The organism is Parapontixanthobacter aurantiacus (assembly GCF_009827635.1).
GTDB classification, from domain to species: domain Bacteria; phylum Pseudomonadota; class Alphaproteobacteria; order Sphingomonadales; family Sphingomonadaceae; genus Parapontixanthobacter; species Parapontixanthobacter aurantiacus.
In genome coordinates this window covers 48,018-73,551 of the sequence record NZ_WTYW01000003.1, presented here as the reverse complement: position 1 = coordinate 73,551, position 25,534 = coordinate 48,018, and the positions used below count along the sequence as shown (strand labels likewise).

General features: G+C 56.3%; 26 protein-coding genes. 7 read left to right on the top strand and 19 right to left on the bottom strand.

Going from position 1 to position 25,534, the window contains the following annotated elements; translation table 11 throughout:
• Window positions 1-13 precede the first annotated feature (13 nt).
• Window positions 14-568: a PadR family transcriptional regulator gene (locus tag GRI38_RS10815; protein ID WP_160683641.1), complete on the bottom strand. Its 555-nt coding sequence runs from the start codon at window positions 566-568 to the stop codon at window positions 14-16.
• 254 nt (window positions 569-822) lie between these two features.
• Between GRI38_RS10815 and GRI38_RS10810 the strand changes: the two genes are divergently transcribed.
• Window positions 823-1,653: a hypothetical protein gene (locus tag GRI38_RS10810; RefSeq protein WP_160683638.1), complete on the top strand. Its 831-nt coding sequence runs from the start codon at window positions 823-825 to the stop codon at window positions 1,651-1,653.
• A 679-nt stretch (window positions 1,654-2,332) separates the two neighbouring features.
• On the opposite strand, the gene GRI38_RS10805 is transcribed toward GRI38_RS10810, so the two are convergent.
• The 6 genes from GRI38_RS10805 to GRI38_RS10780 form a co-directional block, all read right to left on the bottom strand.
• Window positions 2,333-2,782, bottom strand: a complete 450-nt coding sequence (locus GRI38_RS10805; RefSeq protein ID WP_160683635.1) for a DoxX family protein — start codon at window positions 2,780-2,782, stop codon at window positions 2,333-2,335.
• 113 nt (window positions 2,783-2,895) lie between these two features.
• A complete protein-coding gene (locus GRI38_RS10800; protein ID WP_160683632.1) occupies window positions 2,896-3,768 on the bottom strand; it encodes a LytTR family transcriptional regulator DNA-binding domain-containing protein in 873 nt (290 codons plus the stop codon).
• 227 nt (window positions 3,769-3,995) lie between these two features.
• Window positions 3,996-4,439 (bottom strand): hypothetical protein, encoded by a 444-nt coding sequence (locus tag GRI38_RS10795; RefSeq protein ID WP_160683629.1) that lies wholly within the window; start codon window positions 4,437-4,439, stop codon window positions 3,996-3,998.
• A gap of 64 nt (window positions 4,440-4,503) precedes the next feature.
• Complete coding sequence (locus tag GRI38_RS10790) at window positions 4,504-4,902, bottom strand: hypothetical protein (RefSeq protein WP_160683626.1); 399 nt, start codon at window positions 4,900-4,902, stop codon at window positions 4,504-4,506.
• Between the two features lie 1,061 nt (window positions 4,903-5,963).
• Complete coding sequence (locus tag GRI38_RS10785) at window positions 5,964-6,596, bottom strand: response regulator (protein WP_237487507.1); 633 nt, start codon at window positions 6,594-6,596, stop codon at window positions 5,964-5,966.
• An 8-nt stretch (window positions 6,597-6,604) separates the two neighbouring features.
• Window positions 6,605-8,581 (bottom strand): sensor histidine kinase, encoded by a 1,977-nt coding sequence (locus tag GRI38_RS10780; protein ID WP_160683620.1) that lies wholly within the window; start codon window positions 8,579-8,581, stop codon window positions 6,605-6,607.
• A gap of 131 nt (window positions 8,582-8,712) precedes the next feature.
• Here GRI38_RS10780 and GRI38_RS10775 point away from each other — a divergent pair, with 131 nt between their 5' ends.
• Window positions 8,713-10,839, top strand: a complete 2,127-nt coding sequence (locus tag GRI38_RS10775) for an outer membrane beta-barrel protein (protein WP_160683617.1) — start codon at window positions 8,713-8,715, stop codon at window positions 10,837-10,839.
• 375 nt (window positions 10,840-11,214) lie between these two features.
• Here the strand turns inward: GRI38_RS10775 and GRI38_RS10770 are convergent, their stop codons facing one another.
• From GRI38_RS10770 to GRI38_RS14140, 4 genes are all read right to left on the bottom strand, one after another.
• Window positions 11,215-11,691, bottom strand: a complete 477-nt coding sequence (locus GRI38_RS10770) for a YybH family protein (RefSeq protein WP_160683614.1) — start codon at window positions 11,689-11,691, stop codon at window positions 11,215-11,217.
• An 83-nt stretch (window positions 11,692-11,774) separates the two neighbouring features.
• Window positions 11,775-12,020, bottom strand: coding sequence for a helix-turn-helix domain-containing protein (locus GRI38_RS10765; RefSeq protein WP_160683611.1), 246 nt, complete (start codon window positions 12,018-12,020; stop codon window positions 11,775-11,777).
• The gene (locus GRI38_RS10760) at window positions 12,020-12,550 is read right to left on the bottom strand and encodes a DUF2975 domain-containing protein (RefSeq protein WP_160683608.1); all 531 of its coding nucleotides are present in this window, start codon (window positions 12,548-12,550) and stop codon (window positions 12,020-12,022) included. The genes GRI38_RS10765 and GRI38_RS10760 overlap by 1 nt, the downstream gene beginning before the upstream one ends.
• Before the next feature lie 597 nt (window positions 12,551-13,147).
• Window positions 13,148-13,402: an excalibur calcium-binding domain-containing protein gene (locus GRI38_RS14140; protein ID WP_237487523.1), complete on the bottom strand. Its 255-nt coding sequence runs from the start codon at window positions 13,400-13,402 to the stop codon at window positions 13,148-13,150.
• Window positions 13,403-13,956: 554 nt separating this feature from the next.
• Between GRI38_RS14140 and GRI38_RS10750 the strand changes: the two genes are divergently transcribed.
• Window positions 13,957-14,754: a S1/P1 nuclease gene (locus tag GRI38_RS10750; protein ID WP_160683602.1), complete on the top strand. Its 798-nt coding sequence runs from the start codon at window positions 13,957-13,959 to the stop codon at window positions 14,752-14,754.
• A 56-nt stretch (window positions 14,755-14,810) separates the two neighbouring features.
• On the opposite strand, the gene GRI38_RS10745 is transcribed toward GRI38_RS10750, so the two are convergent.
• The 3 genes from GRI38_RS10745 to GRI38_RS10735 form a co-directional block, all read right to left on the bottom strand.
• Window positions 14,811-15,260 (bottom strand): hypothetical protein, encoded by a 450-nt coding sequence (locus tag GRI38_RS10745; protein ID WP_160683599.1) that lies wholly within the window; start codon window positions 15,258-15,260, stop codon window positions 14,811-14,813.
• Window positions 15,260-15,802 (bottom strand): GNAT family N-acetyltransferase, encoded by a 543-nt coding sequence (locus GRI38_RS10740; RefSeq protein ID WP_272916443.1) that lies wholly within the window; start codon window positions 15,800-15,802, stop codon window positions 15,260-15,262. Before GRI38_RS10740 ends, GRI38_RS10745 begins: the two co-directional genes overlap by 1 nt.
• 290 nt (window positions 15,803-16,092) lie before the next feature.
• Window positions 16,093-16,299, bottom strand: coding sequence for a DUF3768 domain-containing protein (locus tag GRI38_RS10735; protein WP_160683593.1), 207 nt, complete (start codon window positions 16,297-16,299; stop codon window positions 16,093-16,095).
• Window positions 16,300-16,306: 7 nt separating this feature from the next.
• Here GRI38_RS10735 and GRI38_RS10730 point away from each other — a divergent pair, with 7 nt between their 5' ends.
• From GRI38_RS10730 to GRI38_RS10720, 3 genes are read left to right on the top strand one after another with little or no spacing between them, the layout of a single operon-like run.
• Entirely contained in the window at window positions 16,307-16,738 is a 432-nt protein-coding gene (locus GRI38_RS10730) for a carboxylesterase family protein (protein WP_160683590.1), read from the top strand.
• Window positions 16,735-18,297: a long-chain-fatty-acid--CoA ligase gene (locus tag GRI38_RS10725; protein WP_160683587.1), complete on the top strand. Its 1,563-nt coding sequence runs from the start codon at window positions 16,735-16,737 to the stop codon at window positions 18,295-18,297. The genes GRI38_RS10730 and GRI38_RS10725 overlap by 4 nt, the downstream gene beginning before the upstream one ends.
• Window positions 18,294-19,028, top strand: coding sequence for a TetR/AcrR family transcriptional regulator (locus GRI38_RS10720; RefSeq protein ID WP_160683584.1), 735 nt, complete (start codon window positions 18,294-18,296; stop codon window positions 19,026-19,028). The genes GRI38_RS10725 and GRI38_RS10720 overlap by 4 nt, the downstream gene beginning before the upstream one ends.
• A gap of 360 nt (window positions 19,029-19,388) precedes the next feature.
• On the opposite strand, the gene GRI38_RS10715 is transcribed toward GRI38_RS10720, so the two are convergent.
• Window positions 19,389-20,480, bottom strand: a complete 1,092-nt coding sequence (locus GRI38_RS10715) for an acyltransferase family protein (protein ID WP_160683581.1) — start codon at window positions 20,478-20,480, stop codon at window positions 19,389-19,391.
• 99 nt (window positions 20,481-20,579) lie between these two features.
• On the opposite strand from GRI38_RS10715, the gene GRI38_RS14245 reads away from it, so the two are divergent.
• The gene (locus GRI38_RS14245; RefSeq protein WP_160683578.1) at window positions 20,580-21,398 is read left to right on the top strand and encodes an SGNH/GDSL hydrolase family protein; all 819 of its coding nucleotides are present in this window, start codon (window positions 20,580-20,582) and stop codon (window positions 21,396-21,398) included.
• Window positions 21,399-21,517: 119 nt separating this feature from the next.
• On the opposite strand, the gene GRI38_RS10705 is transcribed toward GRI38_RS14245, so the two are convergent.
• The 4 genes from GRI38_RS10705 to GRI38_RS10690 form a co-directional block, all read right to left on the bottom strand.
• Complete coding sequence (locus GRI38_RS10705) at window positions 21,518-22,345, bottom strand: SGNH/GDSL hydrolase family protein (protein ID WP_160683575.1); 828 nt, start codon at window positions 22,343-22,345, stop codon at window positions 21,518-21,520.
• A 710-nt stretch (window positions 22,346-23,055) separates the two neighbouring features.
• Window positions 23,056-23,904 carry a PEP-CTERM sorting domain-containing protein gene (locus GRI38_RS10700; RefSeq protein WP_160683572.1) on the bottom strand — a complete coding sequence of 283 codons (849 nt, stop codon included), beginning with the start codon at window positions 23,902-23,904 and terminating at the stop codon, window positions 23,056-23,058.
• A 416-nt stretch (window positions 23,905-24,320) separates the two neighbouring features.
• Window positions 24,321-24,773 carry a thermonuclease family protein gene (locus tag GRI38_RS10695; RefSeq protein ID WP_160683569.1) on the bottom strand — a complete coding sequence of 151 codons (453 nt, stop codon included), beginning with the start codon at window positions 24,771-24,773 and terminating at the stop codon, window positions 24,321-24,323.
• Window positions 24,774-24,817: 44 nt separating this feature from the next.
• Window positions 24,818-25,486: an outer membrane protein gene (locus GRI38_RS10690; protein WP_160683566.1), complete on the bottom strand. Its 669-nt coding sequence runs from the start codon at window positions 25,484-25,486 to the stop codon at window positions 24,818-24,820.
• Between the last annotated feature and the right edge of the window lie 48 nt (window positions 25,487-25,534).

Genomic DNA, 25,534 nt, shown 5'->3' with positions numbered 1-25,534 from the left:
GTTACACGCGCGTTTACGGTTTATCCGGATTTTGGTTAGGTTCATCCGTCAAGGTGCGCGCTATTAAACGATCGATCCAGATCGTGCGAGCATCGCTCGTTAACCGAGCGTTCTCCAGGGCATCCAATTCGAACCGGTCGGTTGCAATCTCTATTCGGGCCAGAATGCGGTCTAGTTCGACCGCGACGGCAGAACGCATCGCCAGCAGCCAAAGCCGCCGGTCATGAAGCGTCAGACCTTCTGACAGGAGTACTCGGGTGCGCCAGGGATCTTCGGGCAGGAGATCAGAATGAACAATAGTCGTGATCCAAGTTTGCGCCGCTTCCTCGCCTTGTGCCGTACAGGAGAGCAGTTCTGACTTCCGTGCGTTTTCTGGCCCCGGTTCGGTATCGATAAGCTCCCTTTTCTTCAGCCGTTCGATCGCGGGATAAATGCTTCCCGGACTGTCAGAAAAAGTCGTTGCCAAACTGCGAGGAATTGCCTTGCGCACGAAATAAGCGGTTACCGGCTGCCACTTACGAATGATCGCCAGAATATGGCTTTCATGATGAGTGAGCGGACTAGGCATTCACGAGAACTCCCTGGCTTGATGCGGCCTCTGCGCTGCGGGCATGCACTCTCGCTAAGCGTATGTCTCTCGAAACATTTGCGCGATCGCGAACGCACCCGTCGAAATCCCCGAAACTAACACCGATAAATAGCCTTGCGTAGTACGTTGCGTACTATTAAATGTGGTTTATGACGTTGATGCATAGGATTTTGGATAGCCGGGCTGTACTTCCGAGTTCCGATGCACGGGTATCCCGTAGAGACGCCGTGCGCTTGGCCGCATGTCCGCTGCGCTACGTTCTTGATATTGACGCGTCGCTGCAGTGCGCTGACCTCATCCGGGACTGTCCGGAGTTGATGTCTCTCGAGAAAGACGTGCTCCGTTTGCCGGCGTCGGATTTTTGGCTGGAATGGTTTTGCGAACCGGAAGAGCCAGGATCTGAAATCAGCGGGCTTAGATTAGGCTGCCTCGCTCGCGCTACCGAGGATGGGCGTAGCGGTACATTGGTGCCATTTTACGCTGCGGCCGATGGTGCAGCGAAACGGCTCCCAGGGACCATCGAATTCGATCTCGATCGCGACGTACCGCGATCGGCGTTGGGTAGTCGAAACTTCACCCACCGGCTGTTTCCCCATCTCGACCACATTCTGCGACATGCCTTCATCGTAATGGACGAGCGATGGGTCGCGAAGGCGTCTAAAAAAGGTCTGGCGACGCTGCAAAACATGCTGACGCTCGAGGCCGAAGGTACGTGGTTTTACCTTCCTTATCTGCTTACGTTTTCGCTGTTGCTGAACAGTCCTAATGTTGTGCAAACCCGAAATGGCGTATCAGCCTCTGTCGGTTCTGGCGCGCCAATCAAAGCGGTTACCGATCATATTGAAGTCAGTATGCATCTTGGCGAGACTCGACGACAAAGCAACGCCGGTGAATGGGCTAGTTCGCGCGCCAGCCGCGAGACGCCAAGGCTACATCTGGTTCGCGGCCATTACGTATCGAGAGGGGAAAAGACTTTTTGGCGCACGTCCCATCTACGTGGTAACGGCGAATGGGCGGGCTTCTACAAGACCGTGAACGTCAAGGCCGGTCGCGCTTTGCCGTGATATCTGTGTCTATGGCCGCAGAACCGAAACCCGAACGCCGCTTATTGCTCGATTGCAAATTATCGGCACCGTCTGGCTCGGTTTTGTAATAGGCCTGAGCGGGCCCCGTACCCACGGCTCGAACTTTATTGAGGAGTTATACGCGCAGGATACATGCCAAGTGTAAAGCGCCCGACCTGTGAACATCAACTTAGGGCAATAACATGCACAACATATCTGCCGTAAGACGGCGCGCAGAATCGTAGTCTCGACGTTCGAACCAAACGGCAATCTGTTGGCTAAGGCGCTTTCTCTCCTCTCTGGACGAACTACGCGTAGCTCCAACGCACTCCACAAAGCGGTCGAGCTCGCTATTGATTCCAAGGACCGTGTCCCCGGAGTTCAAGATGGCCTGCGTTATCCGCTGGATCGTATTTTTGATACAAGTTCGCTGGTATAAGGAATCATGCTTATAGGAAGGGCTTCCTAGCTCATGCGCATTGGCAGCCGAAAGCAAGTTTGATCGCCGTACAGCTTCTTCTTTCCGGTCGGCCGCCATCAGGATCACAGACATTTTTTATAAGAGCGCGGTGCAAGGCACAGCGAGCGGTCAATTTGGGATTTAGCAAAAACTAGGTCCGCGTTTGTCTGAAGCGCAGTCCGCTTACGGTCTTCTCTGACGTTGCTGGCACGAGTAACGTTACGCATCTGGCGAGGTCTCGAACATGCGGTCGACGCTGTATCGTCCCGCCCCGCGAACGCCGAAATAGAGGCCCAGAAACACAAGAATTGCCGCCGGCCAAATCTGGGGCACATCCTGCCCCCAATGCACCATGAAAACAGCAACGGAAAAATTAAACGCGGTAATCAGACCGAGCCAGCGGGTTAGAGCCCCGACAATGAAGCAAATTCCGGCAATGAATTGAGCGTACACCGATAACGGTGCCAAGACTGCCGTGTTCGAAAATCCGAATTGATCCATGAACGACTCAAATTCGGCCATTCGCTCTGTGCTGAAAATGTTGTCATGACTCTGATAGATCAGGAAGCTTCCCACCGCGCAGCGCAGCACCAGAAGCCCGAAATCGGAATAGTCTTCGAGGCCGCTTAATAATATGAGGCGCCTCTTGAATGTGGTGTCGTTGGGCATCGTACTTCTCCCGCAACGCCCAAATAACGCGGATGCGTCCTGGTCAATACGGGCAGAAAGACGAATGACCCGTGAGAACGATGAACGTCCCCAAACGCACAATTATCTGAAGTTTAAAGGCGCTCCCTTAGTTCGCGCAGTCCGCGAGAATAGCTTCGGCCTACCGCGACATCCGATCCGTTTTTCAAAGTGAGGCTGATGGATCCACTCGGCCGCCTGACAACAGAAGCGATAGCCGCACGGCGAACAAGCGCGGAACGATGGACCCGGATAAAAGCCGAGCCGAGATCGCCTTCCAGTTTCGCCAAAGTGCTCCGTATCATCCCGCCGATATCGTCGGTGTGAAGGACGACGTAGTCACCGTTGGCCTGAACCCATTGAATGTCGCTGGCCTCGATCTTGACGTGCTTCGTGCCGTTTGCCGCCCAAAATGTTAGTCGCTCGCGATCCTCCTCAGCCTCGACCTTGCATGTGTCGCCTGTATCCAAGGTCCTTGCGTGAAAGTCGCTCCGGCGCAGGGCCAGGCGTACGTCGGACAACTCCTTATGATTGGCCAAGGCAAAATGCGCTGCAATCCATGCAGCGAAATAACCCGTCATTATGAGCGCTTGCACGACGCATTCGCTCCAACTCATAGGTGCCACGCCTTCGATAGGCGCCACCGAACAGCTCAGCTTGAGAAAAAAAGAATGCGCAAACGGCATGATGGCAAGCGCGAGCAATGCATAAATGATGCGTGTTCGCGAACCGCTTGCCCTGGCCAAAATTTCAGCAAGCAAAAACGACATCAGTCCCGCGAAACTGAAGGCCGCTATCCTGTGACCCCCAGCCAGATGGAATGGAAGTTCGTCCATTGCGTAGGCACGGATGGAATTTATAACGAAGGCAACGATCCAGAAAAGGATCATCGCTTTCACGTCGACGCGCTGAAACAGGCTTACTTCGTGCCTAGACCGAAACATATTCGCGTCGTGACTCAGGTTCACGTCTGATCCTTAATTGTTCTAACCTCCGGCACACGCCTTATGCGACAGCAGCGTGCCGATTGCCAAGGGCGGTCTTCGAAAGAAGGATTATACCGTTCAGACATTCGATTTTTCGAGCCAAAATACACTGTACGCACCCTTAGACCAACCGGGGACGGGTTGCGCCGGATCATCATTTCGAAACCTGCGTTCGAGCAGTGGGAGGGCGACTGAACGTTGTTCAGGCTTTACCTAGTTGTATATACTCGGTTGAGATCGGGCGCCACCAGTGAAACACGCGCCGATTGTAGCGGTGGATGACCTGCGGTTTCTGGCCGGCGCGGGTCAAGCAAGCGGGTGCGCCACAACTTGCCGCTGGACCGAAAGCGACACAACTCAACCGTAAGTTCACCGTGAAATATGCCATGGATAAAAACGCTGAACTCCTTCAAGGTTGCTTGGTCGATCCCTTCGAGAGACATCTCTTCGTACTTCAGGACCTCGCTAAAAATCCAAAGCAGATGTTCAGCCTCGCCGCCTTCCCATCCCACACTGATGTCCCAAGGTATTCCCGGCTGTTCCCGAAGCGTCACGAAGATCATAAGGTCACGGCGATCTACCGTATATCGCAACTGTGCCGGCAACGCTTCAACGATCGCCTGCTCGACGGCCTGGGGTGTAACCTTTGTCAAGACGCAGTTCCCGATACGAGAGGTGTTCGGAGCGACCCGCTGGCAAGCGTTAGCGTTTATTTGTTCAAGCAGCAAAGCCGATATAGGCGATTAAACCTTCAACGGTGGCTGGCAGAATTCCGCTTGCTTCGGTCTCACCAAGGAGAATTTTGCCCGATTGGGCCTTGTGACGCCGCGCAGTCAGGATAGCTTGAGCAGAATACTGGAGCCACCGAAGGACAATTGCACGACCGTCCGGAAAGTCTTCGTACCTCCTTACGATTACGTCCCGGCCGTCGATACCCAAAGTCACTTTTTGCCCGTCCGCCGTGAGCACAAACCCCTGGTCTTCCTTTACCCACCACGGTTCTACGTATCTGCAGGCCTCACCGGCACTACGAAACAAGGTAACATCCCCAGCATTGGCAATCCCTCGGCTGTCATTGATCACAATGATGTCGCGAAGCCACTTGCAATCTGCCATTTGGTCTTGTTATCACGGCCGCGGCAGGACCTGCAATATTAATGCTGGCGTGTCGGCTCGCGTTCTGCAACTTATTCGCGACGCGTGCGCTGTTCAAACTGCACAGAAATGAATTGGGTCGTTCAGCTCACCGTTGGAACTGTTCACTGCGAGGGCAGGCGGCGCATGACGGAGATCAAGCTCAGAATTAGGGCAACAGCTGCACTCGCATTCCCGACGCAGGCGGTGGGAAGCCGCCCTGCCGCAACGCATCGCTCGATATTTGGTTGCATACATCACGCCCAGCGCCATTATGCTTTCAATCCGGCATCCGCGAAATGTTCATAAGCCTGCAAGGCCGCCGTTCAGGCCCGGCCTGCCCTCGTCTAAGCGACATCAAGATCTCTAAATCAATCCGCCATACTCGGTTTCGTATCTGACCGTGGCGCGCGCTTCCGCTGCCGCAACAGCATCACGCATTTGACTTAGAATGAACGTATAAAAGGGATGAGCAGGATACTTGATTAGCGCGCGGGGACCCTTGTGCTACACGAGTAAAGTGTGTGACCATGCGCGCAGCATGTAGACGAACAGCAGCCTTGGCGCGCATAAGACGTGTCGAGCAAATGACCAATCCATTACTGCTTTTCGTTGACAATGACATGCAGGACACTCAATCATGCGCAGCTTGATACTCGTAGTCCTGAGCGGTCTCCTTGCTACGCTGACTTCAACTGCGCTCTCTACTAAAGCGACTGCTATCTATCCTGAAATAATGGGATGCGAGGGGGGTGCGACGTAGCCGGGGCGGGGTGGCCTTTTCCTTACATCGTCGATTATCCGGGAGTTTCCGTAGCTGGTGCGGCTGGTTTGATTGGCCTACTTGTCGGAGAGGACCAATTCCGATGGCTACCCTTTGTCCTCACGACGCTGTTCTGGACGCTCTTAACCACGATAACGGCGCTGTGCTGGCGGCGTTTTCGGACGCGGTGAGAGAGCTAGAACCTTTGCGTCATTCTCATCGATTCCGCACCGACTTCGATCACGAACGAACTTCTCTTCTCGCAGACCGGCAAGTTTGCTTATTCCAGATGCCCTTGCTGCAGCGCTTTTAGAGCAGCACGAGTTCGATCGCGGGCATCAAGCTTAAGCAGAAGATTGGAAACGTGGTTCTTAACGGTCCCCTCTGCCAGCACCAGCAGATCTGCGATCTCTTTGTTGCTATAGCCTCCGCAGATCAGCTGAAGTACTTCGCGTTCGCGAACGGTCAGCGTATCGGCGACTATTTCGTCCGGCATGGGCGCAGGACCCCGGCGGATCGCGGCCATCAAACTATCGGTCATGGCAGGCTGAAATGCCGTTCCGTTATTGGCCAGCGACCGAATGGCATCCGCCAAATCCTCAAGTGAAACGTCCTTGAGCATCAAGCCCTTCGCGCCTGCCTTGATCGCTGCAACGGCGGCGTCGCCGTCATCGAAAGTCGTCAAGACCAATGTTGGCGGTAACGCGTTCGCTGCGTTAAGTGCCGTCAATACCGCGACGCCGTCCATTCGGGGCATGCGAATGTCCAAAAGAAGCACGTCCGGTGCCAAGTCCGGGATCTTGTCCAATGCCTCTTTTCCGTCGCTCGCCTCTCCCACGACTTCGATGTCTGGTAAAAGCTCGAGCAGTCCACGCACGCCCTGGCGAACCAGCGTCTGGTCATCGACTATCATAACCCTGATCATGCGAGCTGAGGTGTCACGGACGGTAGCCACGCGTCGACTATGAAGCCCAGTTCGCTTCCCGGCCTTATCGCCAGCTGTCCGCCGAGACTCTCAAGCCGCTCACGCATACCGAGGAGCCCCGAGCCGGGATCGGACGTCACGGGTCTCCTGAGACCGTCATTCCTAGCTACCAGCCGCACGCCTTCCTCATCGGCGGTTACCTGGAGCCACAGATTGGATCCCTGGGAATGCCGGATCGCATTGGTAACGGCTTCCTGCGCACAACGCATCAAGGCATGGGCCTGCTCGGGACTTACCTGAACATCGGGATCAAAGGCCACGTGGACGGTTGGTCTAGGGATGGCGCGCGCCAGCGTCTCCAAGGCCTCCTTCAGGCCGGATCGTTCAACCTCATGCAGTGTAGCGACGACATCGCGCACTTTGCCGAGGAGGTCGCGAGCCAAGTTTTTCGCCTGCATGACATGGTGCTTCGCGCGATCGGCATCGGAAACATGGCTCGCGATCTCGAGTTGCAGGCCAAGGGCGGTCAGTTCGTGGCCCCAGGCATCATGCAATTCGCGCGAGACCCGCAACCGTTCCGCATTGCGGGCATTCTTTGAAATTATCGCTTGTGCGAAACGCAGCTCCCGGTTCGCTTGCGCAAAAGCTCGAGCCGTTTCTTCCTCTCTTCGCAGAGTTTGTGCCGCAAAGACGAGTAGCAGCTGCAGTGCAAGCGCCTTGCCGATCACCCAGCACAAATCGGGAAAAGGCGTTAGAGCGAGCGCTCCGACAACCGTCAGCGTCTGAAATGCGACCCAGCTCAGCGCTATCGTAGGGCCCGTCGTCACCGCAACTTGCCACGCTACGATGATGAGGAACGCCGTCATCATGGGCGCCGACGAGGTAAAAGCCATTGCTGCGACCGAAGCGACCTGGATGCACAATAGGCCCCACCGGATGCTCGAGCAAACCTTCAGGACTGTCGCACCGATTGTGGCTGCGACAAAAACGATGAACGCGACGATCCAGGCTTCTGAGACTGCGGACTGGCCGGATAGCAACCTCTGAAGCACCGGCCAGCCCAGGGTCAGCGCCACAGCCAGCGCTGCCCCGGTAAAAACCCACTTGTGCCGTTCGCCCTCATAGCCGTCTTGATGAAGCGAAAGAGCACCGGCCTGGCGGGATGGGGCGCCCTGATAATCGTCGCAGAAACTGTTGTTTTCCTTGCCACACTCGGCCTCCCGCAGAGTGGCGACGACGTCGCGCACCTTGTTCAGAAGAACCCGCGAGATGGCTTTCGCCTTCATGACGTGATCCATGGCTCGTCGCGGCTCGCCGACATTGTTGGCGATCTCTAGCTGCAGCGCAAGCGCCGTCAGTTCGTGGCCCCATGCGTCGTTCAATTCGTTCGAGATGCGCAGGCGCTCGGTATCCCGAACCCTGTTGGCGATAATGGCTTGTGCGGACCTTAGTTCCTCGTTCGCGCTTGCCATCGCTCGCGCCGTTTCCGACTCCCTCTTGAGCGCCTGTACCGTGAGAACACAGCAGAGCTGCAGCACGAAGGACAAAACCATTATGTAGGACAAGCGGGTATCGGAAGCCTGAGAGATCACCCCGATGATCGCCAGCGTCTGCAAAGCTATCCAGCCAAGCGTTTTGGCAGGTGTAGTTACGATCGCCACCTGCCAGGCGATTATAACGAGGAATATTGACATCAGATCCTTCGGATGCATCGCGGTCATGGCCACGACCGCTGCGAATTGCGCACACATCAATGTCCATGGCGCTCTCGTCCGCGAACTCCGCGTCGCTGAGCCGACGACAGTCACTCCGAATATGGCGTAGGGCACCAGCCAGAGGGGCGGCACGGGAAAAGAGCCCCGCATCTTTCCTGTCGTCAGTTCCTCCAGGAACGGCCAACCCATCGCGAGCCAGACCGCGAGTGCCGCGGCGGCGAAGATCCAGTAACGCTGGTTGCTGCAGTAGCCTGCCATGGACCAGATTTTGCCACAGCTTGAGGCCTCTTACTATAGGTCAAAAGTCATGGTCGGCGCATGTGACCTACGGCACTTATGCAAAGGGCAGAAGAACGGCATCAAGTTAGGACCCATTGGAGGGAATTGCCATGATCAAGTTCGCCAGCCTTACCGCTGCTCTGCTTGCCTCGGCTGCGCATGCTCAAGTGACCCCACCCGGTACGCAGCCACCTGTCGTTACACCGCCGACAGCCACCCCAACGCAGCGGACCACCGTGTACGAAGCGGCTTTCTTCGAAACCTTCGCTCCAAGCACGGCGCTCGACATCGTACGTCGCGTGCCGGGCTTTTCTTTAGAGGAGGGTGATGCCGATGTTCGCGGCTTCGCTGGCGCGGCGGGAAACGTGGTCATCAACGGCGTCAGGCCAAGCTCGAAGGCTGCGACTCTCGAAACCACTCTAGCGCGGATCCCGGCAAACAGCGTCCTCCGGGTGGAGGTTGGTCCAGGTGATCTTTTCGGCGCCGAGTATTCTGGTAAGAGCCAGGTTATTAACGTGATTCTGTCCGGGGTTGGTGGAACCAGCGGCAACGTCACCTTGTCGGCCCGTCGTGTGTATACCGGGCGCATCACCCCCAATGCAGCCGGTTCGGTGATAATCCAGCGGGGAGCATCGACTATCAACCTGGCAGTGGCCAGCGAACGCAATTACATCGCGGACGCAGGGACCGACGAGCTTAGCAATTTCGTCACAGGCGATCTTCGCGAATCCCGCCGCAAGTTCATTATATACCATGACAACGATACCTACGTGTCCGGTAGCTGGGCCATCGAGCATGCCGCCGACAAGGCGATCCGCCTTAATGCCCGGTGGGAGCCGAGTATCTACGAGGTAGAACAGGATGTGCGCGTCGTTCCAGTCAGCGGCGCGCCGCGCGATGAACGGCTGCTTCAGTACAATGACGAACCGTCCTATGAGATTGGCGGCGACATCACCCGGCCTCTCGCCGGCGGGGCCATCAAGCTGGTCGCGCTCGCTACCCATGCGAAAAAGGACAATTTTTCCGCCTCGCAGCGATACGACGGGCTGCTGAGCGAGGATGCGGAGCTGATCGGCGGCTTCGAACAAACGCAGCAGGCCCAGTTCGACGAACGGATCGGCCGCATAAGCTGGTCGCATCAGGACCTTGCCGGACTCTCTTTCGAAGCGGGCGCGGAAGCCGTAGTGAATACGCTCGACAGTAACGTCGAATTGTTCGTCCTTAATCCGGCTGGCGGGCGGACGCGGATCGATTTGCCGATCGACAACGCAATCGTGAAAGAAACCAGAGGCGAAGCTTTCGTCAACGTCGGCCGCTCGATCAGCCCCGCCTTGCGCGTCGATGCCGGCTTGAACTACGAATATTCGCGGTTGAAGGTGCGCGGCGATGCGATCGCCGACCGGACGCTGCGCTTCCTGAAGCCGAATGCGACCATCGACTGGAAGCCGGGCGGCGATTGGCACACTCAGCTTACCGTACGGCGCAACGTGGCGCAACTGGACTTCTACGACTTCATCAGTGCGGCCGAACTGTCGAATGACCGGGTCAATGCGGGCAACGAGAATCTCTTGCCGCAACGTACTTGGGAATTTCGCCTCACGGTCGATCGGCCAATCCTGGAAGAGGGCATTGTCAGGCTGGATGCCGGCCACGATCTTGTCAGCCTGCTTCAGGACCGGGTGCTCGTTTTCGACGATGAAGGCGAAGGCTTTGACGCTCCGGGCAATATCGGCACGGGCAAGCGCTATTTCGCCAAACTCACTCTGGATGCACCACTCGTCAAGCTTTGGAGCGGTTTGCGCGTTAAGTTCACCGGACAGATACAGCGAACCCGCGTTGAAGATCCGATTAGCGGCGAACTGCGCAACTTCAGCGGGGGTTTTCGGGACTGGGAATGGAGCCTCGACGTTCGGCGGGATGCCGGCGCGTTCTCTTACGGTCTGGAGGTCGCTGACGGGGACGAGTTCACTTTCTTCCGCACGGACGAATTTGACTCCAGCTTCAACGGCGGACCGTTTGGAGAGGCTTTCGTCGAATACCGGGCAGATGCGCGTACGGCCATAGCATTGGAGGTCGACAATCTGTTTAATACGGGGAGCAAGCGTGAGCGGCTAATATTTTCTCCTAATCGGGCTGTACCGCAGTCATCCTTCAGAGAGTTTCGCGAACGAAACCGCCATCTGAACTTCGGGCTCACACTGAAGCGCAGCTTTGGCGGGGTCACTGCCGGCAGCTAAGAAAGGCTGCCTGGCACTAGAGCTCCCGGAAGGATTGTCCGATAATCGGGACCCGCATTAGAGCGTGATGTAGATTCGAAGCGACCATTGTGGGATAATATGCTGAACAAACACCGAAACGGTAGAATGCCAATTGTAACGGGCGAGAAGACTTGCATGAATTCAGACAAATCTCATACAATTTTTTGAGACGCCTTGCATATCGGCGAACCAGACAGACGATTGATTGGCTGCCATCAGCTTCATGCAGCGGGCGCGCCGGAATTGGAGCTTGCTAATCTCGATGTTACCGATCCCAAAATTTGCTCTGAGTCAAAAGCGCATCAGCTTAGCAAGCTGCAGTTTCACAAAAACCTGCAAAAGTAGACGCTAACTTTAATTCAGCGACTTCTTAGGCGGCTCGGCAGACGCATGCAGGTGGACGATCTTCCACCCATTGCCTTCTCTGTGCAGGATAAGGGTTCGTCGCCCTAAATTATCGCCGGCTTTAAGGTGGAAGGTAACTACTGCGATCGTGTCATAGTCGTGAACCTTAAGGTCGGCGGGTTCTATATTGAGGTTCCCGGTGCGCTCGCGCATCGCGTCGAAGAATTTGCCGAACCAAGCGAGCACCGCCGGCTTGCCCTCTACGCGCTGAATGTCAAAAGGTGCACTCGGGAAGAACACCGTCACGTCATCGGCAAATAGTGGATCGAAGCGGGTACGATCCAGCGCATTGAACGCGCTTACGAATTCAGCCGCTGCGGCTTCAGCACTCGGGGCGCTGATCGATTGCGAAGATGCTGATGCGGGTAGAGCAAACGTAGCGAGCATAAGAGCGGCACCACAACAAGCGAACGGAACCAATTTCATTGGTGAAATCCTTGGGTAAAGGGCAAGCCTGAAAGCAGGCGCCAAGGACTTTATGTAATAGTTAAAGCTCCGATGCAAGCAATTTAGGTTTCTTTTGAAGATTCAGGGGGCGGCAAGTCACCGGTATCCGGTTGATAGTCGAGCAAGTCGCCCGGTAGGCAGCGTAGAACGGCGCACATCCGAGCAAGGGTTGAGAACCGCAGCCCCCGCACTTTGCCTGAGCGAAACAGGCTCATTTGCGTCTCGCTGATGCCTATTCGGGAAGCGACTTCCCGCGCCGTCATTTTGCGGTGAGCAAGCACGGCATCAAGGGTAATCTTGATCGGCATCAGAGAAATTCGCCCAACTCCGTTTCCAGGCGATTAGCGCGCTCATGTTCGTTTGCTGCAGCCGCAATAAGCCTTGAAAGCAGGAGCAGTGCGAGTGCGGTCAGGATCAGCATAATATAGGCCGGATCAAACTTTAACCCCCGGAATGCGTGCGTTTCGCCCGTCGAGAATCCGTCGGGAACGTAAGCGCTTTGGACAACATGGATGATAATTGAATTGATGGTTCCGCCCATCAACAACGCCCAACCGACGTGGCGCAGACCGCGGGCAATGGTCGACCCGAACAGCGAGCCTTGTCCGATATCGCGGAAGGTTTTCCTAATGGCTGTCAGCGCCCACAGGTAAAAGAGAGTTGGAAACCAGTATACTAAGTACAAGACCGGCAATTCAGGTCGGTCGGCGGCCGGTCCGGTGAAGGCGCTCGCCATTGTAATCGCGAACGCCGCGATAATGATCAGCGCCAGTCCGGCGGTGATTACTGCAAACTGGCGGCTTCGGCGCTGTATTTCGATGTTGGCTAAGGGCGCCAAAGTTCTGCTCCTGCTTGAAGTGTAAACTAATGAAGCAGACCCGAAAATCTGTCTAGTATTATGGCGTTAGCGGCAGCGCGAATTTCGACTTACGCGACGTTCGCGTTAGGATGGCGCTCTGGGAGATGCACGCCTTGCGATTTGCGAGCCTTTGCCTGCCGCTGAGCGGCGGACCATCGACCCTCAACCCGAAAGCCAAACGCAGCGTTACCATATTCGAAGCCCTAAAAGGGCGGGGCGCGGTTCTGTGCAGTAGTAAGAACATCCCGGCTGGAGCGGGTTCGCGATGGTGTAATGCTAAACGCTTTATCCGCCAGACCCACGCCAGCCAGGCTTTGCATTTGACCTAGTAGCGTGTTTCTAAAATCGTGATGCGAACGAGCAACCGCTGGCTGCTTGAACCGGCGTTATGGACATATGACATTTCGCCACTTTCCTCATGACTGACTTTCGCGTGCTCGAATGAAACTGTATCATTTCCGTCGAAGCCGTCGAGCCTAGCGTTTGTATTGCTACGCTGGACGGCCACGCTCCGCGAACAGTGATGCCCATTGTCGCTTGGCGTCGCAGCTCGTTCGATAAGTCAAACCAAGCGTCCTATTCGCAGCCTATCCCATCGCGGTCGCGATCGAGATGGACGCCATATCCTGGCTGACCGCGCTTGACCGGAGCCGCCCCGGCTTTTCGCGCAGCATCGCAATTGCGAAAGTACACTCCGCCTTGACTTGCAGTGGCGGCCAGCTGGCTAGCTGGCGGGGCCCGATGACAATGTCGTCCGCCATTCTTTCGATCATTATGGCACCCGTCTTTGGCCAGTCCGCCTGGATGCGCGTTCGCCGGTGCGGACACCATGCCATGGACTATTCCGCCCAGCACCAGCATGTATAGCACCAAGAGCACACCAAACTCGATACGCATGCTGAGCGCTGATCGGTGGCGACTGTTCCGAAGTCTCAAGTCTTTCCTCCACGTTGGTTGGCGCTGCGATCTTGAACGACGCAATCGTTCGCGAAACCTTGTCAATATGACCGGCGTCCGCCGATGTTCGTAGCGCATGAATAGCATGATGGCGTGTGCGCTGTGCTATGGAACATCGTTAAGAAATTGGTTTCCGCCAGTTTCTGTCAGTCCCGCTTCGCGTCTCGTCGTATCGACCAGATCAGTGAGGAAAGCGCAGTAACCAGGGCGGCAAGAGCGGCAATGAAAGCAGAATCGATAGGCATGGGGAAATGTCCTTTCGCTAGCACTGAACCAAATAGGTTCGCCGTAGGAAAGTTTTTTGTAAGCCGTTCCGGCTCACGGCCTATTCCGAAACAAACCCCACAGGCTGCATTGAAGCTTAGCCGCTGGACATTTTAACCCTGTCATCTAGCGGGTAACAGGTATTCGCTGCATCAAGGATTCCTATGCGACGTCATTTTGCAATACTCGCGACCATCGTGGTTCTTGGCACTCCGTCGGTAGCCCATGCTTGGGGGCAGACCGGCCATCGGGTCATCGGAGAAATCGCGCAACAGAATGTCAGCGGCAAGACACGCGCCGAGATCGAACTGATACTTGGCAACGAAGACCTCGCCGAAGCTTCGACCTGGGCCGATGAGGAACGTTCGAACCCTGACGTCTTTTGGCAGCGGGAAGCAGGGCCCTATCATTATGTCACCGTGCCAACGGGCAAAGCCTATACCGACGTCGAAACACCGGATGAGGGCGATGCCCTAAGCGCCCTCGAGCGGTTCACGCAAGTGTTGCGCGACCCCGCTGCTACGCGCGAAGACAAAGCGCTCGCATTGCGGTTCGTTGTCCATATCGTGGGAGATGTCCACCAACCGCTCCATGCAGGCAATGGCGATGACCGCGGCGGCAATGACGTTACTGTCTCATGGTTCGGCGAAGAGACGAACTTGCATTCTGTCTGGGATAGTAAACTGATCGATAGTCGCAATTTATCCTACACAGAATACGCCAATTGGCTCATGCGCAGCATTGAGCCAGCCCAAACCATCACATGGTGGACGGCTGACCCGCTTGTCTGGATTGCGGAAAGCACGCGCATTCGCGACGACATCTATCCGAGCGAGGAAGCTGTCAATTTGGGCTATGCGTATCAGTACGAGCATTTGAACACGGCTGAAGCCAGGCTCCAGCAAGGCGGCATCAGGCTCGCAGCCTATCTCGACTACGTGTTCGCGAATGACGCCTTATGATGCCGTATTTGCAGTTATAGTGCCTTTCACGACCCGTTGCTTGCTGTCGGCTCGTCTCACCACAGCGCGCGAATATAATGCATTTCGCTTACGAGTGTCCGGAACTCGCTGGGATAGGTGATGTCGGAGTAGGCAACGAACCCGCTATAGCTTAACGCGTCATCGATCAGGCATGTCTCCAACTCCCTCGGAAGCTCCTCGACCCGGAACATCGACAAGTTGGGAACGGGCAGGAACGTAAATTCCCTGACCACTTCGACATTGCCATCGAGCCTGCGCGCAAGTTCGCGCCAAGGCAGTTTGGGGCTGTCGTAGATCCCGAAAAATTCACCGCGCGCGCCCAAGGCGTGGGCCATTGCCGCGAGTTCCGGTTCGTAATTATCATCGATGGTCGAGGGCGGAAGCTGCATGTGGTCGATGAACAGCAGCAATTCGCACTCGCTGCGCGTCGCGCGATAGTTACCGTCGTGATCGATGGTGAAGCTTGCCGGATCGTCCAGGTCCATCACCGCCCCTTTCGGTTGTCGAGTGCGTAAATATGGTATCGCATGCCGTCGCTATCATCGACATAGTCGAGGCGCTTTTCGTGTCGCATTCCCAGCTTCCGGGCGAGCCGCCAGCTAGCACGATTATCTGCCGCGATGCGCGCTACGAGCCTTTCTTCGGCAAGCGTCGCGCGCGCAAGCTGTATCACACCCGTCGCCGCTTCAAACGCGTAGCCACGCCGCCACATATCGCTCCGGATACGCCAGCCTATTTCGAGTTCGCCATACACCGCGCTGCCTTGGTCCGGCACGCGAATGATGCCGCAAAAGCCGAGCAGCGCTTTATCCCGCTTCCGCTCGACGACCCAGAACGTGAAGCCGCGTGAGCGTTGATGCCAGCGGAACCAGGCGACTTCGTCGCGCACGTGCCGCTTCGATGTCGGACCGCCCAAATAGTGAAGGACGGCGTCCGTGTTGCAATGTCGGTGATAGGCGGTGACGTCGCTCATGCGCCATTCGCGCAAGCGTAATCTTCGGGTTGTTAGAATGGTTTGTCGTGTCATGATAGGACTCGCTGTAGAAGGGCGGCAGTCGCTTCGATCGCTGGCGGCAGCGAAACGAAAAACGCCGCGGCAAGGAATAAGCGGGGGGTGCCGAGAGCGGCGAAGATCAGGCTTCCATATTGCGCCGCCGATCCGTCGACGAAGATGCGTTACTTTAGAACCGGGGCAAGCGGGGCATTCGGGGCGCGGGCTCTCTGATCGTCCGGAACGAGACCGCATCGCTCGTCATCCACTGCTCTATAATAGCGGGGCTATCGGGGCGCACGGGGCGCGCCGCCGATGCTTGATCATCAATATTCGCTGGGGAGCATCACTGTGAGGACGCGCTGCGTCACCGCATTGTCGCTTGGATCCGGCGACGCGTACAGCATGTCCGCATCATAATAGTCGATCTTCCATAAGAGTTCGGCGCCAGAATATCGAACGTCGCCAAAGTCATGTTCGCCGTAGGGATCGTTGTCGTCATCGAACGCGTCATAGCGCGCCAGCGCGGCCATCAACGATATGCCTGCGTTTCTCTACCTGTTCGATCACTCCTATCCCGCTGCCGACAAGCTCGGCCTGCCCGCCTTCCATGGCGCCGAACTGCCCTACATGTTCGGGACGATCGAACAGACGGCCCGCAACTGGCCTCGCATTCCCCGCAACCGGGACGAGCGGGCTTTCTCTGACGCGATGGTCGATTACTGGGCCTCATTTGCGCACTCCGGTCAGCCCATTTCCGCCGGTAACCCGGCTTGGCCGGAGTATTCAAACGAACAAAGCTGGATGGTGTTCGGCGACACGCCGCAGGTGGTCGAAGATGTCCTTAGCTACCGATACGACCTTGTCGAACATGTTGTCTGTCGCCGACGTGCGGCGGGGAACCAGCAATGGAACTGGAACGTCGGTCTTGGCGCGCCGGTTCTCCCTCAGCGTGAGAGCGATTGCCAATGATCGACGGAACGATGCAGGATTTCACGCTGACGCTGGACAAATTCCTCGATCACGCGGCGAAATGGCACCCGAACGCAGAGGTCGTCACGGCGAGAGAAGCGGGCGAGACTTCGCGCATTGGCTACGCGGCGCTTAACGACCGTGCCCGTCAGGTAACGAGCGCATTGCGAAGCCTAGGCGTTAAACAGGGCGATCGGGTTGCTACGCTCGCGTGGAACACTCAAGAGCATATGGAAGCCTGGTTCGGGATCATGGGAATGGGCGCGGTGTGCCACACGCTCAATCCGCGCCTGACCCCCGAACAGCTCGCTTGGATGATCGATCAGTCGAGCGCGACATTGCTGCTGGTGAGCGAAGACCTAGTGGACTTGGCCCAGCGGATCGTCGCCGCGGCCGAACGGACTTCCTGCCGCGTTCTTGTGTTGGGGCCGGATGCCGGGAGCGGGTATAGCCTCTCCGCCATCATGAAAACCGCGCCAACCGATGCGGCCTGGGGCGATTTCGACGAAAAGAGCCCGAGCGGCTTATGCTTCACTTCCGGCACGACCGGCGCACCAAAAGGGGTGACCTACACCCATCGGGCGAACTATCTTCACACGCTCAAGCTCCTCCAGGCGGATGTGACGGCGATCACCGCAAGTGATACCGTCATGCCGGTCGTACCAATGTTCCACGCCAATGCCTGGGGCCTGCCTTTCGCCTGCCCGGCGGTAGGGGCCAGGCTGGTGCTGCCGGGGCGACAGGCCGATGGCGAGAACCTGGCGCGACTGATCGCCGACGAAGGCGTAACCATCGCGGTGGGCGTTCCGACGGTCTGGCTCGGTCTGCTTGATTACCTTGATGCAAATGGCGATGATTTGCCCAACTTGAAGCGCATTATGGTCGGCGGTGCGCCAATGGCACAGGCGCTGATGGACCGTATCGAAGCGCGCGGCATCGAAGTGCAGACGACCTGGGGAATGACCGAACTTTCGCCGCTCGGCACGGCGACGCCCCCGAGCGCTCATAATCGCGATCCGCGCAGTTCTGGGCGCCCGGCGATGGGGGTCGATTTGCGGTTAAGCGATCCCGAAGGTACCCCCCTATCGCAGCAGCGAGAGGTCGAGGGTCATCTCTGGGTGCGCGGCGCTGCAGTGGTCGAACGTTATTTTGGACAGGACGAACCCGCGACAGTGGATGGATGGTTCGATACCGGCGATCTCGCCTGCATCGAGAGCGATGGGACTGTCAGGATCACCGGGCGTTCGAAGGATCTGATCAAATCGGGTGGCGAATGGATCAATCCCGGCGAGATCGAGACGATCATCTCGGCATTGCCTTGCGTATCGCAATCCGCGGTCATCGGACGCTCGGACCCGAAATGGGGAGAACGCCCCTTGCTCCTGGTCGAATTTCGCGAGGGTTTCGCGCCCAGCGACGAGGACCTGCTTGCCGCATTGGAAGGCAAGGTCGCCGCCTGGTGCATTCCGCAGGAGGTTGTGCGCCTGCGCGCAATGCCACTCGCCCCGACGGGGAAGATCGACAAGTTGCGCTTGCGAGACGAATATTGCAGAGCATGAGCGTTCCATCGACCATTGAAGCCGTTCATGCGGCGACCTTGCGGAAGAGTAAGCGCGTGCCGGCAGCTAGAAAAACCACTAAGACTTCGCTCAGTAAGGCGGAACGGCGTGCGGAAACGACCGAGCAGATCCTCGACGAAGCCGAATACCTGTTTTCCAAGCACGGGCTTTATGGCGTCACGCTCAAAGATGTCGCCAAGCGCGCCGGCGTCCATCACACGCTCGTGAACTATTATTTTAACGACAAAGACACACTGTTCGAGGCGGTGTTCGAGCGCCGCGCCGAAGTGACCCGCGATTTGCGGATGAAGGCCCTTGAAGAATACGAAACGGCTAACGCGGACAATCTGACCGTCGAAGGTGCGCTTCACACTTTCCTCGACACTGATCTCAATCTCTACGGGTCCGGAGGGGAGGGCTGGCGCAATTACGGCGCGCTCGCCTCGCAAGTCGCGAACACGCCCGAATGGGGCGCCAAGCTAATGGACAAGAATTTCGATCCGGTAGTACTCAAGTTGGTCGACATCATAAACCGCGCGCTGCCTGAAGCGAACAAGGTCGATATCTTTTGGGGGTACCACTTTGTATCCGGTGCCCTGCTCCTTACACTGGCCCGCACTGGCCGCATCGACAAGCTGTCCGATGGTCTGTGCAAGTCCGACGATTTCGAAGCCGTCAAACAGCGCATGGCCGATTTCATGGCGGCCGGTTTTAAAGCCATCTGTACCTGAAATGTGCGGATCGGAATGGATGTCGAAGGTCCGCTTTGAGCAACTTGCGGATCAGAACCGGCCAGTCTGCAATCGGCCCAGTAACCGCCATTCAATATGTTTGCGGGTATCAACCTAGTTCTAGAGTTCGATGCCGTTCTGCTCTGTGTCGCGCGCGCTGCACGTGCGCCGACGGGCTGAGGAATCCTGCTCATCTCAGCTATTTCGCAGACCAGCCTGGAAGCAAAGAAGGGCGGGGAAAGGTCCGCATCCGTCACAGCGACAGAGAGTTAAGGCCATGTCGTTACTCGCCTTTCGACAGTCAAAAACCGGAAGAAATTAGACAGCTGCTGGGTCGCACCGGACGACGTCGAACACGCACTATTTCTGGCTGTCGAAGGTCACGGTACGAACGTTGTCGCTTGACCCTGCCTCAAGCAACCGGTCGACCTTAGTATCTTTCAGATAGATCGAGCGTTTGGCTTCAAAATTCTTCCGTAGCCGCAGCATTGGCTTTTCTATCGTAACCCGGACTAGCTGACTGATCGCCAAGGAAACAACCAAGGCAACAATAATCGAAAGGACTGGGTGCTCCACCAACATTTGCGTTGCCCCTAAAACGGGGAGATGCACTAAATAAAGCGTATAAGAAATGAACGCGAGCCATCGCAGCGGCACGCTTCCCAGAATGCCTGAAATCCATCCCCGATCTTGTATGCAATACGTAAAAGCAAAGAAGAGACCTAAACCTTGCATCGAATGCCGAACGGTTTCGCGGAAAAACTCGTCGCGATAGAGCAGCGTCGGCAATATCAAAACCGCGGCTAAAAGCAGGTTTGCGAAGTGACGCCCCCGGGACGGTGGTTCGGCGTCAATCGGGTTGCGCCACAGGGCCAGGATGCAGCCGAAGAGGATGCTATCGATCCGCGTGTGCGTTCCATAGTAGGTAGGTACCCCCTCGAGGGCGAGCGCTATGCGAAGAAGGAGCACGACAACACAAATCGAGGCGAGAATCAAAACAGGCTGCCGCCTGAAAGTCGCGAGAAGCAGCAGGGGAAAGAACAGGTAGAAGTGCTCTTCCACATCAAGCGACCATAGCGGAATCATCGTGCCGCTAAACATACCGAACGACCCAGCGTAGTTCGTTAGGAAGAGCAAGTCGGTCCAAAGGTACTCGGGTTCTAGCGGTCGTGACTGCAACCCCAGGCTCGTAAGCGCTAGTCCAAATAAAATGGCGAACCACATTGGCGGTATAATTCGCACGACGCGTCGCAAGTAGAATTGCCGAAAATCAACAGAACCTGTCTTGACCAGTTCATCCCGCAAGATGGTCGTGATTAGATAGCCGCTCAAGACAAAGAATACGGTGACACCGAAGCCGCCCGGAACCACGTGCCCTAAGCCAAAATGCGAGACGAGAACAATCGCAATAGCGACTGCTCTTAATCCATCGAGCGCGGGAATATGCTTCACTAGTCGCCCCTTTCGCCACCCCTTTGCTCGTTTGCTCCTCGTTTTACCGAATATCAACCATCTCGTGGAAAGGTGGTTAGAAATGAGACGGATTTTCTTATGCGCAAAATGACAATCATGCTGCTGCCGCTAGTATTTAGCGGGTGTACACTCGACGGGCAGCCCAAGGTGGTTGAAGATCCTGCGCCAATACTTGTTGTCCAGGAGCCGGTTGGTACGCCTTCACCCTCCCCGGCACCAACTCCTTCGCCCGAGCCGCAACCTGCCCCTGCCCCTGCGCCTGAACCAGCGCCCACGCCGGGTATTCTTGACGACGGAAAAACGGTGATTGTCGCGGAAGGCGATAGCATCACCTCGCCGAACTCGAGCGGAGTTTACTCGGGTGGCTTTGCTGCAAAGTATCCGAATATCGAGTACCACATCACCGCTGTGGGCGGCTCCGGCTTGGGCGGGGTCATCAGCCGGTCGGAAACCGATATGGAACTCAAACCCGATATTCTGACGGTTTTTATCGGTGCAAACGACTTCGGCGATAATGCAAAAGGTTATGCCGATAAGGTCTTCGCTTATGTGAAGCCTTTTCGCGAAATGGGCACAAAGGTCTACATTGGCACGATCCTGCCGAAGCTGAAAGCGACGACCAAGATGCCCGACCCCGTTCGCAATGAAGCGCGCCGGGAATACGCTCAGATCATGCAAGACGCGGTCGGTACGAAGATTGACGGCGTTTTTGATTTCGGCGGCCATCCGATCATCGGGCAGGACGGAGCGCCCTTGAATTTGCAGCTCTTCAAGGACGGACTTCATCCAACCTGGAGAAACCATGGGGGCGGCTACGGTGGCCACGACTATCTGTTCGAGGTTTACGAAAAGACGATGCTCGAAGCTCTGGAACAGCTAGAGCGGGAACAGCAGTAGCATCGCCGCAGTGACGGCTAGCGAGTAGAGAATGACAATACTCAAGGTTCGCAGTGTTTCGCGCATCGACTGAGCAATTCCGATTACTTCGAAAGTGCGAAGGCTCAAAACACCATTGATTACGGGACGTGAACCGCCCCGTCGATAAAGCGCGCAAACAGCTTATTTCCTTCGGCCGTCAAATGAATTGAATCGAGCATCGCCCCTTCGAGGTTCCGCCCAATCGGGTCATAGCAGAATGTTGGTACGTCGAGCCACACCGGCAGCCACGAGCACGAACTACCGCTCGACGCGCCACTTTCATAACCGATGACATACACCGGAACGTCAACCGATGCCGCGAATTCCTCCCACTCGCTCTTGAGGTCAGCTGGGCGCACCGGCAGCTCTTTCTCCGGAGGTCGCAAAAAGGGGTAAAGGCGCTGCAGCGAATAGAGGAGATACGATGGGGGCCGGGAACGGGGCAGAACGTACTCGCTGTTCCAGTGCGAGGGCTGGCCAACATCGGCAGAGTTTAAGACGAAGATAATTGCGTCGGTTCCCTCCAGCGGCACGCGTTTAAGGTAGCGCAGTTCATTGGCAAGGCTCCAGCTCCCGGTTGCGAGCGGCCACACCTTCCAGCCCGTCACCCTCTGGAGCTGCGGCCCAAGCCGTTCTTCCTGTTGATGCGCAGATGTCCCCCATACGACACTATCGCCAACGAGGAGCACGTCAGTTCCGTTAGTCGTTCTGAACTCGTCCGCGACCCCGAAGCCGTCCGAGTTGAAGGCGTACGACCCTGTCAGGAGAGAGCCGCCGCTCTGCCCCGGCTTGAACCAGTAACCGACCTCGGTATCGCGCTCGAAAAGTTTAATGTCGACCATCGCTCGCACAGCCAGTTCCGAAAGCAGAACCAGAATGATTGAGGAAGGAAGAACGAACCTTATAAATGCCTTACTGTTTTGCATCGCTTCCCCTGCCAAACCCGGTGTTTAGTACGCTGATAGGATGCCGCCTACGTCAAGTTTTCGGCTAGTGAATAGCACGCAGGGGAAACACGAACGGCAGACGCGACGTTCAATGCCGTGAACGAAATGGACTGACTTGGGGGGTTCGACCGATGCTGATGGTTTTAATACCGAGCTGATTGTCGTTACGTTGAAGGGGCTTGCACATTCGCTCTGCTCACTGGGAACGGTACCCTTTTAAATGACCGGTTCGAGCGATCAGTGACGACGGCTCCGTCGAATACCGTTTTCCATATCGTCGCTCTCCAACGTTCGATCTACAATCGGTTGCGAGTTCTGTTCTCGCACATGTCTGTTCGTTCGGCGAATTTTAGCGGAGGAAGGTTTCAGGTCGTCAGAAGTCAGCGGCGATCCAAAACTGAGGGCGCCGTTCTTCGTTGAATTCAAATGATGCGTTGGAGGAAGCATTCCAAGCATAGACGTCGAACAAGTCGGTGGTCTGTGCGCGGAAGGTGCGACCCGACTTTCTGAGGGTGAAAAGGTGGGCTGTTGTCCTTCCCTAATGGCGACAGCCCTTTTTTCGCGATGAGCTGACTTGTTCGCGCATGAAGCTTGCCGTACCGTCAAAGGGTTATTCGGGTCGCCAGGATGGTCTCCATCCTGCCTGATGGCAGAGCCGTCGTGCGCCAATCGGTCGCGGCGGCTTTCTTTTATGTAGACGCCAGATTGATGACTGCAACGATGTTAGTTGGTCGTTGCCTCGCTCGAACGTCATATCTAGCGGGACGAGCATAATTCTTCGCTCTGAGCGTCGCAGCGATCAGGAAGAAACCAATCAATAGCATCATCCATGTTGCAGGCTCCGGCACGGCGGCGATTGCTTCGAAATTGTAGCTGTCAATCTTAGCGCCCCGATGAAGCTGAATATTGTCTGCAAAGGCGTTGTAGCCATTGCCGGCTTTTGCACCTGCCCCGACGCTGATCGCTGTGACGAACGCATTCGAAGACAGGCCTTCGATCCAGTTTCCGAGCGGGAGGAGTTTGAGCTGGCCAGCGTCGAGCGTGTCGCCTTCTTTGTAGGTCCATTGCCAGAACAGATCATTCGTCGTGCTCGAATACCAGTTATCGAGCGGGTTACTCGCAACGCCATTATACTTGCCGTTCCAACCGTAGACCGAGAGTTGTTCGCCATCGTGAACGAGTAAGCGAAGCGTCGGCGTGTAGTCGAGGTTGCTACTCTCCGACGCCACTCTCCAGTCAAATGTCAGTCCGGTTACTTTATGGACCGAACCGAAATTAGTGCGCTGCGATCCCAACTGATAGCCCAATTGCACCCGTGTCATGTCCCCGGACAGTTTCAAGGATCCGTTGCCGGTATTAGGTGCGTCGGTCGTGATGATCGCGTTGCCCGTATTGTATGCGTCGAGCTTGCCCCAATGCTCGTGATCGGGTTGCGCTGCATCAATATCAGTTACGATGAAGGTCGCTGCAGTCGCCGTGTAAGCGCTAATGCCAAGCGACGCGGCGAAGATCAGTCTGGCAAAACGGAAGGCGAACATGCTTTGCTATTCCTTCAAAACCGTCTGGTTGCGAGATCGGAGGAAGGCGCATACTCTGATGATTATTAAGAAGTTCTCTCGGCGTCGATCTTTATCTGCTCTCTTAAATTGAAACGCCAAACGACAGACCTCAGTCTCCAAGAGAGAACAATATGCCAAAGAACATTTGCAGCAGCATATAACAGAGGGGCACGATGATTAGAAGCGCTAGCATCGTGAATTCGATTTGTTCTTTGGAAGGTCGCATAAGGCGATCTATGCCGACAAGATGCAAGTAGGAAAATCGTGGGCCGGCGGGGTGCGCATCGCCGACCCACGAAGCCATTAACAGGGAGGTCGCTGGCCTGCGCCTCCCGTTAAACGTTCATGGTAAAAAATTCGTAAAAAGCCGCTTTGAAAAGCTCAGGATCGTTTCTTCATGGCTGGCATACCGGATGCTGGGCGGCGAATTTTGGCCAAACAAGCGCGGTGCCGGACTTTATCATCGCGCAGTTGATCTCGACCCCGCCCTCGTTCTGGCAGATTGCCGCCTTTCGTCCGTAGGTTTCTCCGGTCTGAACACAATCGAGCGCTTGACCACTTGCCAATCCAATAAGAGCGGCTGTTGCTGCCGCAGCTGATGCTTCGGGGCATGGATGCCCAGCGGGGCAGGTTCCATCCGTTTCGCGCGCTGCTACAGCATGCAGTCGAACCCTTGTGCCATCTTTACAGCGCAGTGTGTCGCCATCGGTAATCGATGATACGACACAGGTGAATGTCGGTAAGTCCGTCCGAGCTACCCGCGTTTCGCCTGAATGATAGACGTAGATGCCGCCGATCCCCAGAGCCGACAGGATGCTAACGCTAAGAAGAGCCTGTGTGAGTTGCATGATCCTGCCTTAAAAAGGGCCGCCCGTACGGACGGCCCCGAAAATTAAAAGCGGAATCCAACACCGGCCACAATCTGGTGACGTTCCAGATCGATTCCATCGAGTTCATCTCCAATATCAACCGACGTTCCGTCATAGTCCACGTGTCCGTCTGAGTAGCTCGTATATCGATATTCGAGCTTGCCATACGCACGGCCGAAAGATTGTTCGACGCCCGCGCCCAGTCGGATGCCGCCGAAATTGATGTCGATGTCTGCCGAGCCTGGCTCGCCGTCGACCGTTCCCTCCAGATCGAGGTCAAGTGTCGTGCTGGCGTAACCAGCCTTTGCGTAGAAGAGAGTGCGGTCGAAGGCGACGGTGCCGATGCGACCACCTACATACCAGTTCAAGCCATCCGAGAGGCTGATCGTGCCATTCACTTCCTGACCGTCGATCACGTCGAAATAAGGTTCTTCGGCATCATGGCCGGACGTGCCAATTTCGCCCTCGACGCCCAACAAAAATCCGTTTGTGACAATGTCGTAGCCAATTGCGCCGCCATAGTAGATGTCATCCGTATTGCCGTCAGCGTCAGCTTCCTCGTCAATGCTCAGGTCGATCCGGTCGTAGCCGACCAGCGCTTCGGCGCGAAATCCTTCCATCGCCTCATGCTCTTGTGCGAGCGCAGGCGTAGATGCAAGGCACAAGCCTGCACCGATAAGTATGCGTTTCATCAGTAATTCCCTCCGCCCGTTATTGGGCGAAATTGGCCTTACTCGCGT